The organism is Candidatus Obscuribacterales bacterium (assembly GCA_019744775.1).
Taxonomy (GTDB): domain Bacteria; phylum Cyanobacteriota; class Vampirovibrionia; order Obscuribacterales; family Obscuribacteraceae; genus SBAT01.
Map to the genome: position 1 here is coordinate 311,907 of JAIETZ010000004.1, position 15,864 is coordinate 327,770.

Here is a 15,864-nt window from a genome sequence, read left to right on the forward strand (position 1 = left end):
ATGCAAACTTCAACAAATCCTATTCAAGCCTTTGTCATTGACTACATACAACGCCACAAACATCCGGTTAATGCAATTTTGCACATCTTCGGCGTGCCGATGGCATTCTATGGATTGTACGTGCTAATAGCAGGCGATATCAGCCTGGGCATTGGGCTTCTTATCGGCGGCTATCTTTTGCAGTGGCTGGGACACTCAGCGCAAGGCAATGAAGTCGGCGAAGTCACCCTAATCAAAAACATCATCAAACGCATAAGCGGCAAGTGCAAGGAGTGCTAAACGTGAAAGGACCAATCGTTGTTGACGGCGCAACAGGATATGTCGGCTCGCACCTTGTAGCAGCGCTTTGTGAAAATGGTTTTGACGTACGCTGTCTTGTGCACGAAGGCGCACGAGAAAAGGATATTGAATTTCTCAAATCACTCAATGCAAAAGTTTATGTAGCCGATTTGGAGAATGACTCTGCGGAGTTAAATTCAGCTTTTGCCGGCGCCGAAACGGCAGTACATCTAATTGGCAGCATCGCTCCACCTAAAGGTCAGACAATGCAAAATCTGCACGTCAACCAAACAAAGCAATTAGTTAAGTTGTGCCGGGAAAATCAAATCAAAAAGGTTGTGATGGTGACTGCACTTGGCTCATCATCACAAGCTGAAAGCAACTATCATTCAACAAAGTTTCAAGCAGAAGAATTACTGCGCACAAGCGGGCTTGGTTATGTCATCTTACGTCCTTCTCTTATCTTTGGACGCCAGGTCGGAAACAGAGACAGCAAGCTGGTTGCTCGGCTCATAGAAGCTATTGAAACAAAGCCTGTTGTACCGCTAATTAATGGCGGCGCCAATTTGATTCAACCAATATTTATTGGTGATCTTGTTGATGCCTTGCTTGCCGTTATCAAAAGAGACGACTTAGTCAATCAGACTTACGAATTGGGCGGTGCCAGCGTAATTTCCATGAAACAGTTTGTGGAAATGCTGATGGAGACTCTAGCCATCAAAAAACCCCTTGTTGGGCTGCCGACTCCTGTGGCCGTTATGCTTGCCACCTGCATGGAAGCAACTTCTCGAGTGCCGTTAATCAGCCGTGATCAAGTTCGCATTTCCAAAAACAACAACATCTGTGCGACCAATGATCTTTCCGTAAAACTAGGCATAGAGCCCCGCCACATCAGAGCCGGCTTAAATACTTACAAAGAAAAGCTTGCTTTAGTATAGGAGACAGTTCGTGAAAATCTTCGTCACCGGTGCTTCGGGTTTTATTGGGTCACAGCTTGTACCGCATCTCATTCGTGGTGGACATGAAGTGACAACTTTCGGACGCACGCAACCTGTCTTTGAAGGAATTCGCGCAACAGAATTCAATCACATCGTAGGGGACATAACAGATCAAGAAAAGGTCTCGGAAGCAATTAAAGGCAATGAGATTGTTTTTCACATGGCCGGTTTTATCTCTTATAGAAAAGTAGACAAACCACGCCAGTACGAAATAAATGTCTTGGGCACGCGTTATGTTATGGAGGCGGCTCTTAAGCATGGCGTAAAACGTGTCATTCATACAGGCTCAATAGCCGGAATGGGCATTCCCAAACCAGGCGAAGTTGCCGATGAAAACACGCCCTACAATCTTGCAGGACTGGGACTTAATTACTGCGACAGCAAGCATGACGCACAAATGGAAGTTCTGAAATACTGCAAAATGGGATTGCCTGCCTTAATCCTCAGTCCCGGTATTATTTTTGGCGAAGGCGATACTCACGTTCATCACCACACCATTTTTGCCGCCATCGCCAAAGGCAATATGTTCGGCTGCCCAGCCGGCGGTGTTACTTTCTCAGACATACTAGATGTGGTCGATGCCCACTTAAAGGCAATGACAGCGGGGCGTCCCGGTCAAAACTATGTAATCGGCAGTGCGAATTTAACCTATCTGCAGGCCGCAGGCATTTTCTGCCGAGTTCTTAAGACAAAGCCGCCGACAATCATCATTCCAGGCTTCATTCTTGAAACGCTCGGTAACATTTGCGAATTTATATTTCCCCTTTTGGGCAAACGTCCGCCACTTACAAGGCAAATCGCCTGGCTTTCGCAAAGACGCATATTCTTCAGCTCTGACAAGGCTATTAAGGAATTGGGGCTCCAGCAGACAACTTTTGATGAGACTATTATTCGCACCGCCCCATACTATTTGAGCCGAATTAGTAAGTCCGGCAGTAAACAGTTTGCTTTAAGTAAGTCCCATTAAAATCTATAGTTGGGTATAAGTAATACAGTGAATTGCGCAGATAGTTAGGGTATCTGTAGCTGATAACATGGATAAAGGGGGCTATCTGGGTTGTGCCGGTGACTTCAGAAACGATCAGCATTGTGATTGCCGAAGACCACGAGATAACTCGTGTGGGTTTAAGGCTTACACTTGAGCAGCTCGACGGCTTTGTTGTTGTAGGCGAAGCCTGCAACGGCAGGCAAGCTATTCAGGAAGTCTTAGATAAGAAACCCAAAATTGTCCTTATGGACATAGGCTTACCTTTAATGGATGGCATTGAGGCAACCAGACGCATTAAAAGTGAAGTGCCCGACACGGGCATTATTATGCTTACCTCGCACGACACCGACCGAGATATTTTTGCTGCCCTTTCTGCCGGAGCCGATGGTTATTGCGTCAAGGAAGTCTCCAGCCACCGTCTGGCAATTGCTATTAGAGCGGTTGTTGATGGTGCTGCCTGGCTGGATCCAGCTATCGCCAATCGTGTTTTAAGAGCCTGTGCAACCGGTGGGTCGCAAATGGCTAACTCGCAAGAAGCCGAGAAGTCCGATCATTCGCCGCTTTCGCAAAGAGAGATAAGCGTGCTTTCCTTAATTGTGGCAGGTTTAAGCAATCAAGAAATTGCCGAACGCTTAACCTTAAGCGTAGAAACTGTAAAAACGCACGTGCGTCACATTATGGAAAAACTAGCAGTTCACGATCGCACACAGGCAGCAGTGAAGGCCTTGAGACAAGGTCTCGTCTAACTCTTTTCCATTTCTTCTAGTCGTTTGATGCGCTCCATAATTGGCGGGTGCGTCGAATATAAATTGATAAACCAATTATCCGGATTGGGCTTCACTATATAGAGTGATGACAGCGCCGGATTGACATTGGTGAAAGGAATTTGCTGACTGCCTTTATCTAATTTAGCCAGAGCATTTGCCAGCGCTTCGGGATCTTGCGTAATCTCAGCGCCAGTTTTGTCGGCTTGATATTCACGCGCGCGAGATATTGCTAAATTGATAAGCGTGGCTGCAATCGGCGCAAGTATGACCAACAACAAAGAAAATAACGGGTTGCCACCGCCATTTCTATCATCTCTGTTGCCGCCGAGATAATAACCAAAGTGAGCGATCATCGTAACGACAGATGCAAGCACTGCTGCCATTGTCGTAATCAAAACATCTCTATTGCGCACATGCCCCAGCTCGTGTGCAAGAACAGCCGCCAACTCGCGCTTATTCATAATGCGCATGATGCCTTCCGTCACTGCAATTGCAGCGTGTTGCGGATCACGCCCTGTAGCAAAAGCATTTGGTGAATCTGTAGGGATTGCATAAATGCGTGGCACAGGAATTTGCGCGCGCTTGGCTAAACCTTCAACAATCTCGTAGAGTTCCGGTGATTCTTCCCGTGTCACCGGTTGGGCGCCTGACATTTTAAGAGCAATAGTGTCGGAGAACCAATAACTGCCGACATTTGTCAGAACAGCAAAAGCAAAAGCTATGTAGAGTCCTCTTTCACCACCAATGACACCGCCGACGAAAACAATAAGCGCGGTTAGGATACCCATCAACAATATTGTTTTAAGCGTATTCATTTATATGCTCCTTGCTGTTAGCTCTCATTCTAACTTGTCGGCAAGACCCTGCGCCAAGACAACGCCTTACAACCCAGCGGTTGTCAGAGGCTACAAAGCCAAGCCTGGCGGGACCTTGAGATGTTCTCGTAGGGGCGCATTGTATGCGCCCTTTGCTTCAAAGTATAATGTTGGCTTCAAGTGCCACTCAACCTGCTAAGAGGTCCAATATGCCCGTGAAGGAACATACCCGTATTGAGCGTGATTCGATGGGAACCATGGAGGTTCCAGCCGATGTTTTATATGGTGCCAGCACACAACGCGCAGTGCTGAATTTCCCCATTAGTGATTTGCGCTTTTCCCGTTCTTTCATCAAGGCATTAGCACTAATCAAATATTGCGCAGCTGAAGTAAATGCTGAATACGGCGAACTCGACAAGAAAGTTGCCGACGCTGTTAAGCAAGCTGCCATGGAAGTTGCTGAAGGTAAATTCGACGACCAGTTTGTAGTAGACATTTTTCAAACTGGCTCGGGCACATCGACAAACATGAATGCCAACGAAGTAATTGCCAATCGCGCAATTGAAATTCTTGGCGGAGAACGCGGCGACAGAAAACTCGTTCACCCAAATGATCATGTAAACAACGGCATGTCATCCAACGATGCTATTCCAACTGCTATTCACGTAGCAGCTCTTATCGGCATTGAGCATGAACTAATTCCTGCCGCTAAGAAGCTAAAAGAAAGCCTCGACAAAAAATCCAAAGAGTTTTGGAATATCATCAAAACAGGCCGCACTCACTTACAAGATGCAACACCAATTAGACTGGGACAAGAATTCCTTGGCTATGCAGGTCAGATCGAACGCGCAATTGAGCGCCTTGAGTACGCCAAAGGAAGACTTTCACAAGTAGCGTTAGGCGGAACAGCTGTCGGCACAGGAATTAATGCCCGCACAGATTTTGCCAAAAAGGTTTTGGAAAAACTTTCCAAACAAGTCGGCATAAAAATAACTGAGACATCAAATCACTTCCAAGCACAAAGCACATTGGATGAAGTGGTTGATACTTCAGGCATTTTGAAAACTATCGCTGTCGGCATGATGAAAATTGCCAACGACGTTCGTTGGTTAGGTTGTGGTCCGCGCGCCGGCATTGGCGAAATTGCCCTGCCTGAAGTACAACCTGGAAGCTCCATTATGCCTGGTAAAGTCAATCCCGTAATTGCTGAATCGGTGACGCAAGTCTGCGCGCAAGTCATAGGGAATGACACGGTTGTGGCGGTTGCCGGACAATCGGGCAACTTTGAATTGAACGTCATGCAACCAGTTGCTGCTTACAATCTCTTGCAGTCAATTGATTTATTGGCCAAATCGATGGACAACTTCCGCCTGCAGTGCGTCGACGGCATCAAGGCAACTGAAAGAGGACCGGAACTTCTGGAAGCCGGATTGATGCTCTGCACAGCGCTTGTGCCGGCAATCGGCTATGACGCGTCAGCAGCTCTTGCCCACGATGCTTTTGAATCAGGTAAAACTGTGCGTGAGATGGCTCGCGAGAAAACAAAGCTCACCGAAGACGAACTCAAGAAATTGCTTGACCCATCCAAGATGGTCGAGCCAGGCACCAAACAAGCCGGCGGCGGCGGTTAGTTTCAATCCTTATCTTCTACGAATGCTGCCTTTCCCAACCTACCTTCGACAGACAATCGCATTCGTTGGAGCGGTGTTGCTCGTTCTAACGTCCGCGGCGTTTTTAGCAAGCTTTTTTGCATCCTTATCACCATACTTTGAATTTTTGACCCATGCACGCTTCATCTATATTTTCCTTTTTGTAATTGCATTTGTCCTATTGTTGCTCACCTCTTATCGTTGGCTGACTCTACTTGCAGCAGCACTGCTTTCGTTTTCTTGCATAGGCGTCATCCAACATCTGTTTCCGCACCAGCCTCTGCCAAAAACCCACTCACATTTCCGGATCGTACAGATGAATCTCTGGGGTGGCAAGAATCGTGAATTTGAAGAAGCGATCAAAGTGGCACGTGATACCAATCCTGATGTAATTGCCTTGACAGAGGTCACACAACAGTGGTGGCTTACATTTACTAAAGCCTTTCCTGACTACAAATACCAGATTGTCGAACCACATTACGGTGGCATTGCTATTCTAAGCCGGCTTCCACTCGAAGCCCTTGAGATTAAGTACTTCAACTCCATCAAAAGACCACGCATTCATGCCCGATTAATGCTTGCCAATGGTTCCTGCGTAAATTTGCTTTTTGTGCATCCAGTCATTCCTCTTTACCGCAATCAATTACGCGATAAAGAATTCATTTTATTATCACAAGAAATCAACGACGAAAAGAATCCGAAAATTCTTTTCGGTGATTTTAATTGCAGCCCCTGGTCTCCGGTCTACGCGCAACTTTTGCGGACAACACAATTGGTAGACACGCAACAAGGTTTTGGACTCCAGCCATCGTGGGGACCACATTGGTGCCCAATACCTATCATTCCAATTGACCATTACTTCATTAGTAGCGATTTGTCCACCGTTTCTCGATACATTGGTCCTGATTTTGGCTCAGATCATCGTCCGGTTATTATCGAACTAGCTTTAAACTCTGAACTACCAATAAATTCAATGCTTAGTCCTCTAACTTCTCACTAACCATAAAACGTGGATGGCATGATACGAAATAACTTGAACTCAAAGTTGAGAATAGTCATCGCAGGACTGCTTGGTATATTTTTTCTTGCCGGCATCCTGTACTTAAGTCCGATAGTTCGCTTGTCGGTCGCAATTGATCAAGACATCAAACAGACCATGAATCTGCAAAATACACATCCGATACCATTTGATCGAAAGATGTGGCTGGAGTCGGGGTCTGGCACAAAACTGTACAGCAAATCGATCAGGCAAAAAATGCTAAACGACCTGTTCACGCACTACAAGTTAGTTGGCATGACTCGTCAGCAGTTGGATGAGTTACTTGGTCCAGGCACAGGCAAATGGAAACCAGCACTGGAAATTAGTTATCCTCTAGGATCTTTCGGATTTTTCGATGATATGTGGCTTGCTTTCGAAATCAAAAAAGGCATTGTTACTAAATACATCGTGACGCCCGATTGAGCTTCCTCCGACGGCAAATCTTTTTCAGTTCACACCGTAAATGTGTCCATACTGTTTTCAATGTTTACCGGCATTGTGTTCAGTCAGCTTTAATTTATGCGCTTGTGCAAGAATTCCCGGTAGTTATGTTACGACATGCTGCGTTAATATATCTATACTGTTGCATGTCTTATTTTAACCAGCAGTTAATATCCAACATCTAATGCTATAATAGAAATAACATTGGATGCTCAAAGTTAACTAACAATATGAGTACAAAACGAGACTACCTCAACCAAGGCCGCCCACTGACTCCGATGCTGTCCAGAATCATTCTGACAGCTGAGGAAGAAAACCGTCATGTCCTGAGGGTGTCGGATTTCAAGAAATTTTATCAAACCACCGACAATAATGCGCGCGCAATGATTGCTCACTTAGTGGACACAGGCTGGCTGATACGGCTTGGTCGTGGTTGCTACCAGCTTCAATCCGCAAAAACCGGACTTGAACCATATCCAACTGGCGATAAATTTGTTCTTGCTGGGCAATTTGCACCTGATAGTTTCATCGCTTATGGCTCCGCAGCCGAATATCACGGTCTCACCACTCAAATCTTTCAAAACGTACTGCTTGCCACTCCCAGGCGAAGAAATCAAATGTCGCAGCCGGAACTAAAGCTGCGCTTCATTTTGATCGACTCAGAAAATTACGTTGGATTTCAAAAGACAACTAAAGCACCCGATGTAAAAGTTGCCACCATAGAGCGAACAATTATTGACGCCATTGATCGTCCTGATCTATGTGGCGGTATTTCTGACCTGAAAGAGATCCTGAATAGGGCTCGCGGCAAAGCATCCATTCAACGTATTCTTGAGTATTTACCAACTTATCATTCAAAATCATTGATTCAGAGGGTTGGCTATCTTTTGGAATCCGAAGGATTTGGTCTGAAGCCAGCAGAAAAGAAACGTTTATTGTCCTGGTGTCATGGCAACAAAACCTATTTGTTTTCACGCAAGCAAGCCGGAACCACCAAACTTCAGCATTATTCAAAAGACTGGCAACTAGTAATTAATGCACCTGGTTTTTCGCCCATCCCTCACCAGAGAGATTAGTTGTGATAACAGAAAGCATTTTGGGACGCATCATTCATTCTTCCGGTGTTGATGATGAGCGGATTGTTCGGCTGGATGTGATCTCTGTATATCTTCTTCAAGCATTCAACGATGCAGGAATGTTTGATCATATGTGTTTCAAGGGTGGCAATTCGCTTCGCAAAATATTTGCCAGGAGACCAAGCAGGTTTTCGTTGGATCTTGACTTTGTTGATGCTTCATACCAACACCTGTCTGACGCTGGATTAACGGCTCATGATTATTATCGAGAGCTGCAACAACACATCGATCAACGCACGATTTACGATATTCATTGGCGTGTTGCGCCGGTGGCAGAGGAGGAATTAAATACAGATTCGGTGCGCTTTGACATTCATTATTTTATTTACGATGACAAACCCGACAGTAAATGGCAATCACGAACGGATAACTTACTAGCATTTGAATGTAGTCTTAGGCGTCCAGTCTTGCTGCCCAAAGAATTTCGCGAACTTCGCGAAGAGAGCTGGTTCAAACATCTTGAATTTACACCTTCAGCCATTCCGGTTTTGCAATTGGAAGAGGCAATGGCTGAAAAGATTCGCGCTGCCTTCCAGCGTAATAATGCCAGGGATCTTTATGATCTTTACCAGTACAACGAACTGGTATTTAATCCGGAATTGGTTCGGATCGCAGCCGTTCTTAAATGCTGGCAAGACAGGGGTCTTTATAGCGGTCCTACCAACTTTGATCCAGTTGAGTTTTTCACAAAACTACAGCCAACGACCTACAATTGGGAACCACTAAAACATCAGGTAGCGCCTCATGCCTGGGTTGAACCAGCCAAGCTTTTGCAAACCATTACCCAGCGATATGGTTTCTTGTCAACACTGACAGACGAGGAACAGCAACTGTGCTTAGATCGTTGGCAGAAGCGACAAGATCTTCATGACTCTCTCTGGCACCAACTCAGAACTCAGGCAGCGGTTACCGGTCAATAACGCCCTTACCCGACGTGAATACGTGGGCGGCGCCTTGGATCATGCTCCACTTCACGCAGAATTTCTCTGGCTACTGGGGCGGTTTCGCCTTCGCCGAAGAATATGTATTTGAATATGTATAGAAGCGGATTGCCTTCGGTCCATCCGAAATAAGCATGTGGCACGCATTGAGTGTTATCGCGAATGTGCAAAAGCAACGCAGCAATTGCATTAGGCACAGCCGTGCTTGTACAGCGCAAGACTTTGTATCCCTCAATCTCATGCCCATAAACATCAAGACAATCATCAATGAAGTCGGATGCATCACTTAGAGAAATCTCCAAGAAAATGAAGTCGCCTTCCGGAATTGTGATGCTGTGAATATCGCGCGATTCAGCTTCCTTGGCTGCATAACTGCTGCCGCCTGGTCTATGGGCGAGCAATCTCACTTCACCCATTGCATGCAATTTCGCTTCTTCGATAAATCTTCTTGCGTTGTCATCCAAAGTCACGGAACTAATTCGAAGTTCAATTGACCTAATTGCTCGCGAAACTAGTGATATGGTAAGAATTGCGCCCACGAAGAACATGGCAATCTGAAGACCTTCAGGCCGTTCAATCATGTTTACTATTGATGTGTAGACAAACACAATTGCAATAGCAAGATAAGCATACTTACGCCTTTGCTTCGATTTATAAGCAGAAATTGTCACAGCAACAGCCGCTGACGTAATAAGCACCAGTACGCCGGTCGCATACGCCCCAGCCTGAGCGTCAACGTCAGCCTTGAATATAAATGTCACAACATACGACAGTAGCATGAAGAACATAACTAATGGTCTGACTGCTGCCGCCCAATCAGGCGCCATGCCGTAACGAGGCAAGTACTGCGGCACCAAATTCAATAGTCCGGCCATTGCAGATGCTCCGGCAAACCAAAGGATGAGAATGGTGCTTATGTCATAGACAGTTCCAAAACCATCACCTAAAAACTTGTGAGCCAAGTAGGCTAATGCGCGTCCGTTAGCCGGACCATCCGGCTGAAAGGCTTCCGGTGGAATTAGTATTGTAGAAATTATCGAGCTGCCTATTAGAAAGACGCTCATGATGAGTGCAGCACTTGTCAGCAAAAACTGAGTGTTGTGAATTCTGCCTTCAGGCAATTTCGGATTGTCATCCGGTTTGCCTCTTACAAGTGGCATAACAGCAACACCTGTTTCAAATCCGGAAAGTCCCAGTGCTAGTTTCGGAAATAACACAAGCGAAATTCCCAACATCACCCATGGAGACTGGTAAGTAGAAAATAAATTCGCATGCCAGTTTGCCATCATTTCAGGATGCGCAACTATTTCTTTCATGCCGACAAAAATGACGTAAGCGTTCAATATCAAATACGGCACAACGAGTAAAACGGCAAAGCCAATCGCTTCACGAAAACCGACAAGAAAAATAACGCCTAGCGTTGTGAGCAATACAAGCGTCACACCAATCCTGTCTTGAAAAAAGGACGGCAAGTCCTCAAAAAATGGGTTCTCCACAATATGAGCCGTGGCGTCGGCAGCTGATAAAGTAATTGTAATAATGAAGGCTGTGCCGGCAAATCCCAGCAGCGCAAGGACAATAGCCTTCCCCTTCCAACCGGGAAGCAAGGCTTCAAGCATGGAAATGCTGCCCTGACCATGTGGGCTTTCTTTGGCAACGCGCCTATAAACAGGAAGCGCGCCAAAAACAGTTAACAATACAAGGATGAGTGTGGCAAACGGCGACAACAGCCCGGCAGCGAGAAAGGCAATACCTGGCTGGTAACCCAAAGTTGAAAAGTAATCTACCCCAGTAAGACACATGACCTTCCACCAGGCATCCGTGTGGGTTGGCATGCCTATCTTGGATTGTCTGATGCCCTGGAAAAACCAGCGCCTAATGCGGTTTGAGAGTTTTAAGGAGCGTCTATTCGCTACTGTAGTCACGACTTATGACCTATTTTCAAGCAAGTAATGATACTCCTCGTCATGCCATTTGTCTTGCTTCTTAAACAAACTGAGATTAGTTGTTGACAATCAAGCCTTACCTTTTAAAAGCGGGTACATTGGGGAAAAGGAGTCGGCCATGAAATGGACCTCTTGCGCAGCTTCGCCAACCAGCAAGAAATCTTCGCTGGAAGCGCTAATTGCTGATTGCGCAAAGCAAGTAAAAAAATCGCTTGGCGGATTAACACCCGACCTTGTTTTAGGTTTCATTTCGCCGCACTTCAGCGATGATTTTGAGCGGGTACCGCAAGTCGTCTTATCCAATCTCGGACCGACAAATTTTATCGGATGCTCGGCAGGCGGAATAATAGGCGGCGGTCAAGAAATTGAGCAAACACCAGGCGTGGCTCTGGCAGCGGCTTATCTACCTGAGGTGAATCTGCGTGCCTTCCATGTCAATGAGGATGAATTGCCGGATCTCGATGACCCACCATCGCGCTGGGAGAAGTTGCTGGGTGTTGCACAGAAAGACGATCCGAGCTTTATCATTTTGCCGGATCCGTTTTCATTCAGTATTGATGTATTTATTTCCGGACTCGATTACTGTTTTCCACGTGCGATAAAAATTGGTGGTTTAGCCAGCTCCGCTAGCCGTCCGGGACAAAATGCTTTATTCATGAACGACAAGGCTTTCCGCTCAGGACTTGTCGGTGTTGCCTTAACAGGCGACATTGAAGTAGATACGGTAGTAGCGCAAGGCTGCCGTCCAATAGGCAAGCCATTAAGCGTGACGCGTTGCCAGAAGAATCTGCTCTACGAGTTAGACAATAAACAAGCAATTATTGTCTTGCAGGACATTCTGGAAAATTTGTCATCACACGATCAAGGACTAGCGCGCAATGCTCTATTTCTCGGTGTCGTCATGGACGAATTCAAAGACACATTCAAGCCTGGAGACTTCCTCATCCGCAACATTCTCGGCATTGAACCCAACACCGGAGCCTTGGTGGTTGGCGAAATTCTACGCAATGCACGCACTGTACAATTCCACCTGCGTGATGCGGCAACTTCGGCTGATGACTTGCGCCACTTATTGAAACGCTATTGCGATGAACATCCTGAAGGTGGACTAGGAGCGCTGTTATTTTCCTGTCTTGGTCGTGGGCAGCACCTCTATGGTCATCCCAATCATGATAGCGAATGTTTCCGCGAATACTTAGGCGAAATTCCTTTAGGCGGCTTCTTCTGCAACGGTGAGATAGGCCCAATTGGCGGCACCACCTTTTTGCATGGCTATACTTCTTCTTTCGGCATCTTTCGAAAAAAAGCGCCGGCCAAAGCTTAGCTGTCCACAAGGTGTACACTATAGTTACTGCGTAGACTTGGAGGTCTGATAAGGTGTTTACTCGTGAAGCTTTTCTATCCAGCTTGATAGTCCTGTCACTCTCAGCGGTACAAGCTTATGCGGCTCCTGCAAAGAAGGCGGCACCGGCAAAAGCGGCACCGGCAAAAGCGGCTCCGGCAGCGGCACCGATGGCTCCTAATATGCCTATGCCAAAGACTCAAAACCTTACGCCTCAATATAACGCTTATGCAACTCAGTTGCGCAGCAAGCTAAATACCAACTGGAATTATCCGGATGGCAAAAACCATGTCACCATTCAATGCGTCTTGTCTGCCGATGGTATAGTTTCTGATTTTCAAATTTCGAGTTCACCCAAAAGTGCAGCAGCAGAAGAAGCGGCCAATCAAGCTTTCAATCAAGCGCAACCGCTTGATTCTTTGCCGGGTAATACACCATCGGCACGTCTGACATTGACGTTTGATTCCACATCGAGCCAACACGAAAGCTCTTCCAATTTAAAGACACATTTAGAACCGCTGGGAAAAGTCGCAGTTCCTGTTAATCCGTAGAATACGGAGGTCAATTTGTACTTCAACTCAAATCGTACAAGGAGATCAGTTGCGTGCGGACTGATTTTGTTAGCCATGTGGGGACTAGGTCAGAATAAAGCAAAAGGTCAGATAGGCATTGAAGGCACCAGACGCCCGATGTATGCCGGTACCTGGTATGAGGCAGATCCCGAAGTTTTAAAAAATCAGTTAGATCAATTCCTAGCAAAGGCAACTCCACCTGTTGATGAACAAAGTGCCGGCATTCTGACCAAAACGAATTCACCTGTAACTTCGCCTATTACTGCAATTATCGTACCGCACGCAGGCTATGTTTATTCCGGACAAGCAGCAGCTTACGCTTACAAGTCAGTACAAGGCAAAAACATCAAAAGAGTATTTCTTTTGGCGCCGAGCCATTATGTTGCCTTCCAGGGTGCGGCACTGCCGACAGCAACAACTTATGCAACACCTTTGGGCGATCTCTATGTAGATCGAGATGTAGTATCGCAGTTGCAGCATTATCCTGCCTTTAAGCGCATGCCGGACGTGCACAGAGTGGAACATGCTCTCGAAATGCAACTCGCTTTCATCCGGGAAGTACTCGGCGAAGTTAGTATTGTGCCCATTGTTATTGGTACTCTTCCGAGCAAGGCAGATGTTAAATTAACTGGTGAATTATTGCGTCGGTATATCACCAAGGACGATCTTGTTGTCGTCAGTTCGGATTTCACACACTTTGGTCCACGTTACGACTATCAACCTTTTACTACAAACATCAAAGAAAATATTCGAAAATTAGACGAGCAGGCCTATGATTACATAAGCAAAATTGATCTGACGGGCTTTTTGGAATTTCAGGAAAAAACCAAAGATACAATATGTGGTTTCTATCCGTGTTGTGTCTTGCTGTCAATGCTCGATACAGGCACTCACACAACCCTGCTTAATTACTACACGTCTCAAGACACCGCACAATCAGAAAGCGACAATTCAGTAAGCTATTTATCCATTGCATTTTCCGGCAAAGACTGGTCTCAACCGCAAAGCATAAAATCCGACAAACTGTCGGAAGCGGACAAACAGGCACTTCTGAAAATTGCGCGGTCAACACTTAATTCATATGTTGACAAAAAGACCGTACCTACACTGGCTGAATTGGGCATAGCACCAAGCAAAGCTTTACTAGAAGAAAAAGGCGCCTTTGTCACCCTCAACAAACACAAAGAACTTAGAGGTTGCATCGGTCATATCTGGCCGTTAAAACCATTGTGGCAATCGGTACAAGAAAACGCTGTTTCAGCATGCTCTGTCGACTATCGATTTGATTCGGTCAAACCGGAAGAGCTGAAAGATATCGAGGTGGAAATTAGCGTACTATCTAAGCCACGTCCCATTTCCAGTTACAAGGAAATCGTGCTGGGGCGCGACGGCATTGTTCTAGCTAAGAATGGCAAGCAGTCGGTTTTCTTACCTTTTGTCGCACCGCAATTCGGCTGGACACTTGATGAAACTCTTACCCAATTGTCTAAGAAAGCAGGACTCGAGCCCGATGACTGGAAAGAAGGTGCCCACTTCGATGTATTTCAAGCCGAGGTGTTTGAGGAAGGAAAGCATAACTAGATGAAATACTTCCCCCTACTTTTATTTTGCCTTCTTGTATTGTCTACAAGCCTAGCAAGTGCCGATGAACCTAACCCTAAAACCATTGTGGAAGCACAAGAAGTACGTGCGCTGCCAGGCAAATTAGACAAAGTGCCCGTATTCAATTCAAACAGTCCGGAAGTAGTGACTAATGAAGGCATTTTGCTATCCACCTTCCCCAAAGAAGGCAAAAGTTTTCCTGATGCACATTTGAATTATCCGCTGACAGGAAGATTCGATATCTTCACTCACCACATAGCAAAAACAGTAACTGAAAATGAAATCAAAACACTTTATCAAGCTCTTTTGATTCACAACAACTCAGATAAGAAAACAACAGTTCATATTTTGCAAATAGCTAGTTATCTAAGTCAACCGGATGCGCCTTTTGTGCCGTTACAAGACTACGCGGATAATACTGACGGCAACGTATTTGCCGGACCGGGTGATCGCGTGACCAGCGAACTCCTGCGAGAAACCACAAGCACTCCTGGCAAAATCATTCTAGCTCCGCACGAGACCGCTGTTCTTGCTTGCTGGGCAATACCTGTCACAGATCTGCAACCTCATTTAAACGGCAGATCGGCTTTGTTTAAACTAAAGTCTAATGGGCCTGTTTCCATCGCTGATCTGGCAACATTTGCCAAAGTAGACAGCAATCATCAAGATGTTGCGCCAAATTTAGACGATTGGTTAAAAGTACTAAATACAATGGATCTTTCAACACCAAGAGAAAAGGCGGCAACACCAACTCATGCAAGACCACTAATTTATGGCAGGGTAGCAGGAGTTGCCGAAGGCGATACTTGGTTGTGCAAGCCGAAGAAAATTCAAGTCCCGGAATTGGGCAAAGCCCTATCGTATGCAATTAGCTCAATAGACGGCGGTACCTGGGGTACAGAGCAAATTCAAAGCGCACCGCTTTTAGCTCGGTATCCCGACACAGCCTTTCAAGCTCACGGCAATTACGGAATCAAATACGATTTAACATTGCCATTGCATAATCCCGCTCCAACAGCGCGTACTGTAGCCGTTACGTTTCAAACTCCATTGAAGAGCGAGAAGAAAGAAGGACAACTAAGTTTTCTTTATCCTGTGCCGAACAAGATTTTCTTTCGGGGCACATTGCGCTTGAGCTACAAAGATGACGACGGACAAGAGCAGACAAAATATGTCCATATAGTTTCAAGACGTGGGCAACAAGGACAGCCGCTTATAACCTTGAAAATGAAACCCGGATCAACGCGCACTGTGAGAGTCGAATTCCTCTATCCCCCGGACTCAACACCACCGCAAGTGTTGACATTCAAGACGCTGCCGGCTGAAACAGCCGGCGCTCAATAAGGAGC

15 protein-coding genes are annotated in these 15,864 nt (G+C 46.0%); 13 read left to right on the plus strand and 2 right to left on the minus strand.

Translation table 11 applies throughout. The annotated features are described in order from the left end of the window. The 4 genes from K2Y22_10900 to K2Y22_10915 all read left to right on the plus strand — a co-directional run bounded on the left by K2Y22_10900 (position 1) and on the right by K2Y22_10915 (position 3,011). Entirely contained in the window at positions 1-279 is a 279-nt protein-coding gene (locus K2Y22_10900; GenBank protein MBX9878954.1) for a DUF962 domain-containing protein, read from the plus strand. Between the two features lie 2 nt (positions 280-281). After that, positions 282-1,217, plus strand: a complete 936-nt coding sequence (locus tag K2Y22_10905) for an NAD(P)H-binding protein (protein ID MBX9878955.1) — start codon at positions 282-284, stop codon at positions 1,215-1,217. Positions 1,218-1,227: 10 nt separating this feature from the next. Continuing rightward, positions 1,228-2,244, plus strand: coding sequence for an NAD-dependent epimerase/dehydratase family protein (locus K2Y22_10910; GenBank protein ID MBX9878956.1), 1,017 nt, complete (start codon positions 1,228-1,230; stop codon positions 2,242-2,244). Positions 2,245-2,342: 98 nt separating this feature from the next. Next, entirely contained in the window at positions 2,343-3,011 is a 669-nt protein-coding gene (locus K2Y22_10915) for a response regulator transcription factor (GenBank protein ID MBX9878957.1), read from the plus strand. Here K2Y22_10915 and K2Y22_10920 read toward each other — a convergent pair. Beyond that, the gene (locus tag K2Y22_10920) at positions 3,008-3,847 is read right to left on the minus strand and encodes a zinc metalloprotease HtpX (GenBank protein ID MBX9878958.1); all 840 of its coding nucleotides are present in this window, start codon (positions 3,845-3,847) and stop codon (positions 3,008-3,010) included. The two genes, K2Y22_10915 and K2Y22_10920, sit on opposite strands and share 4 nt — an antisense overlap. A gap of 209 nt (positions 3,848-4,056) precedes the next feature. On the opposite strand from K2Y22_10920, the gene K2Y22_10925 reads away from it, so the two are divergent. From K2Y22_10925 to K2Y22_10945, 5 genes are all read left to right on the plus strand, one after another. Next, the gene (locus K2Y22_10925; GenBank protein MBX9878959.1) at positions 4,057-5,478 is read left to right on the plus strand and encodes a class II fumarate hydratase; all 1,422 of its coding nucleotides are present in this window, start codon (positions 4,057-4,059) and stop codon (positions 5,476-5,478) included. Between the two features lie 334 nt (positions 5,479-5,812). Further along, entirely contained in the window at positions 5,813-6,496 is a 684-nt protein-coding gene (locus tag K2Y22_10930; protein ID MBX9878960.1) for an endonuclease/exonuclease/phosphatase family protein, read from the plus strand. A gap of 18 nt (positions 6,497-6,514) precedes the next feature. Continuing rightward, positions 6,515-6,958: a hypothetical protein gene (locus K2Y22_10935; protein MBX9878961.1), complete on the plus strand. Its 444-nt coding sequence runs from the start codon at positions 6,515-6,517 to the stop codon at positions 6,956-6,958. Between the two features lie 248 nt (positions 6,959-7,206). After that, positions 7,207-8,052 (plus strand): type IV toxin-antitoxin system AbiEi family antitoxin domain-containing protein, encoded by an 846-nt coding sequence (locus K2Y22_10940; GenBank protein MBX9878962.1) that lies wholly within the window; start codon positions 7,207-7,209, stop codon positions 8,050-8,052. Positions 8,053-8,054: 2 nt separating this feature from the next. Then, positions 8,055-9,032, plus strand: a complete 978-nt coding sequence (locus K2Y22_10945) for a nucleotidyl transferase AbiEii/AbiGii toxin family protein (protein ID MBX9878963.1) — start codon at positions 8,055-8,057, stop codon at positions 9,030-9,032. 5 nt (positions 9,033-9,037) lie between these two features. Here the strand turns inward: K2Y22_10945 and K2Y22_10950 are convergent, their stop codons facing one another. Then, on the minus strand, positions 9,038-10,978 hold the full coding sequence (locus tag K2Y22_10950) for a hypothetical protein (GenBank protein ID MBX9878964.1): 1,941 nt from the start codon (positions 10,976-10,978) through the stop codon (positions 9,038-9,040). A gap of 139 nt (positions 10,979-11,117) precedes the next feature. Between K2Y22_10950 and K2Y22_10955 the strand changes: the two genes are divergently transcribed. The 4 genes from K2Y22_10955 to K2Y22_10970 are packed head-to-tail and all read left to right on the plus strand — an operon-like array spanning position 11,118 to position 15,859. Continuing rightward, on the plus strand, positions 11,118-12,323 hold the full coding sequence (locus tag K2Y22_10955) for an FIST C-terminal domain-containing protein (GenBank protein MBX9878965.1): 1,206 nt from the start codon (positions 11,118-11,120) through the stop codon (positions 12,321-12,323). Positions 12,324-12,376: 53 nt separating this feature from the next. Continuing rightward, positions 12,377-12,892 (plus strand): TonB C-terminal domain-containing protein, encoded by a 516-nt coding sequence (locus tag K2Y22_10960; protein ID MBX9878966.1) that lies wholly within the window; start codon positions 12,377-12,379, stop codon positions 12,890-12,892. Between the two features lie 15 nt (positions 12,893-12,907). Then, positions 12,908-14,494: an AmmeMemoRadiSam system protein B gene (gene amrB, locus K2Y22_10965; GenBank protein MBX9878967.1), complete on the plus strand. Its 1,587-nt coding sequence runs from the start codon at positions 12,908-12,910 to the stop codon at positions 14,492-14,494. Further along, positions 14,495-15,859, plus strand: coding sequence for a DUF3370 domain-containing protein (locus K2Y22_10970; protein MBX9878968.1), 1,365 nt, complete (start codon positions 14,495-14,497; stop codon positions 15,857-15,859). The last annotated feature ends 5 nt before the right edge of the window (positions 15,860-15,864 follow it).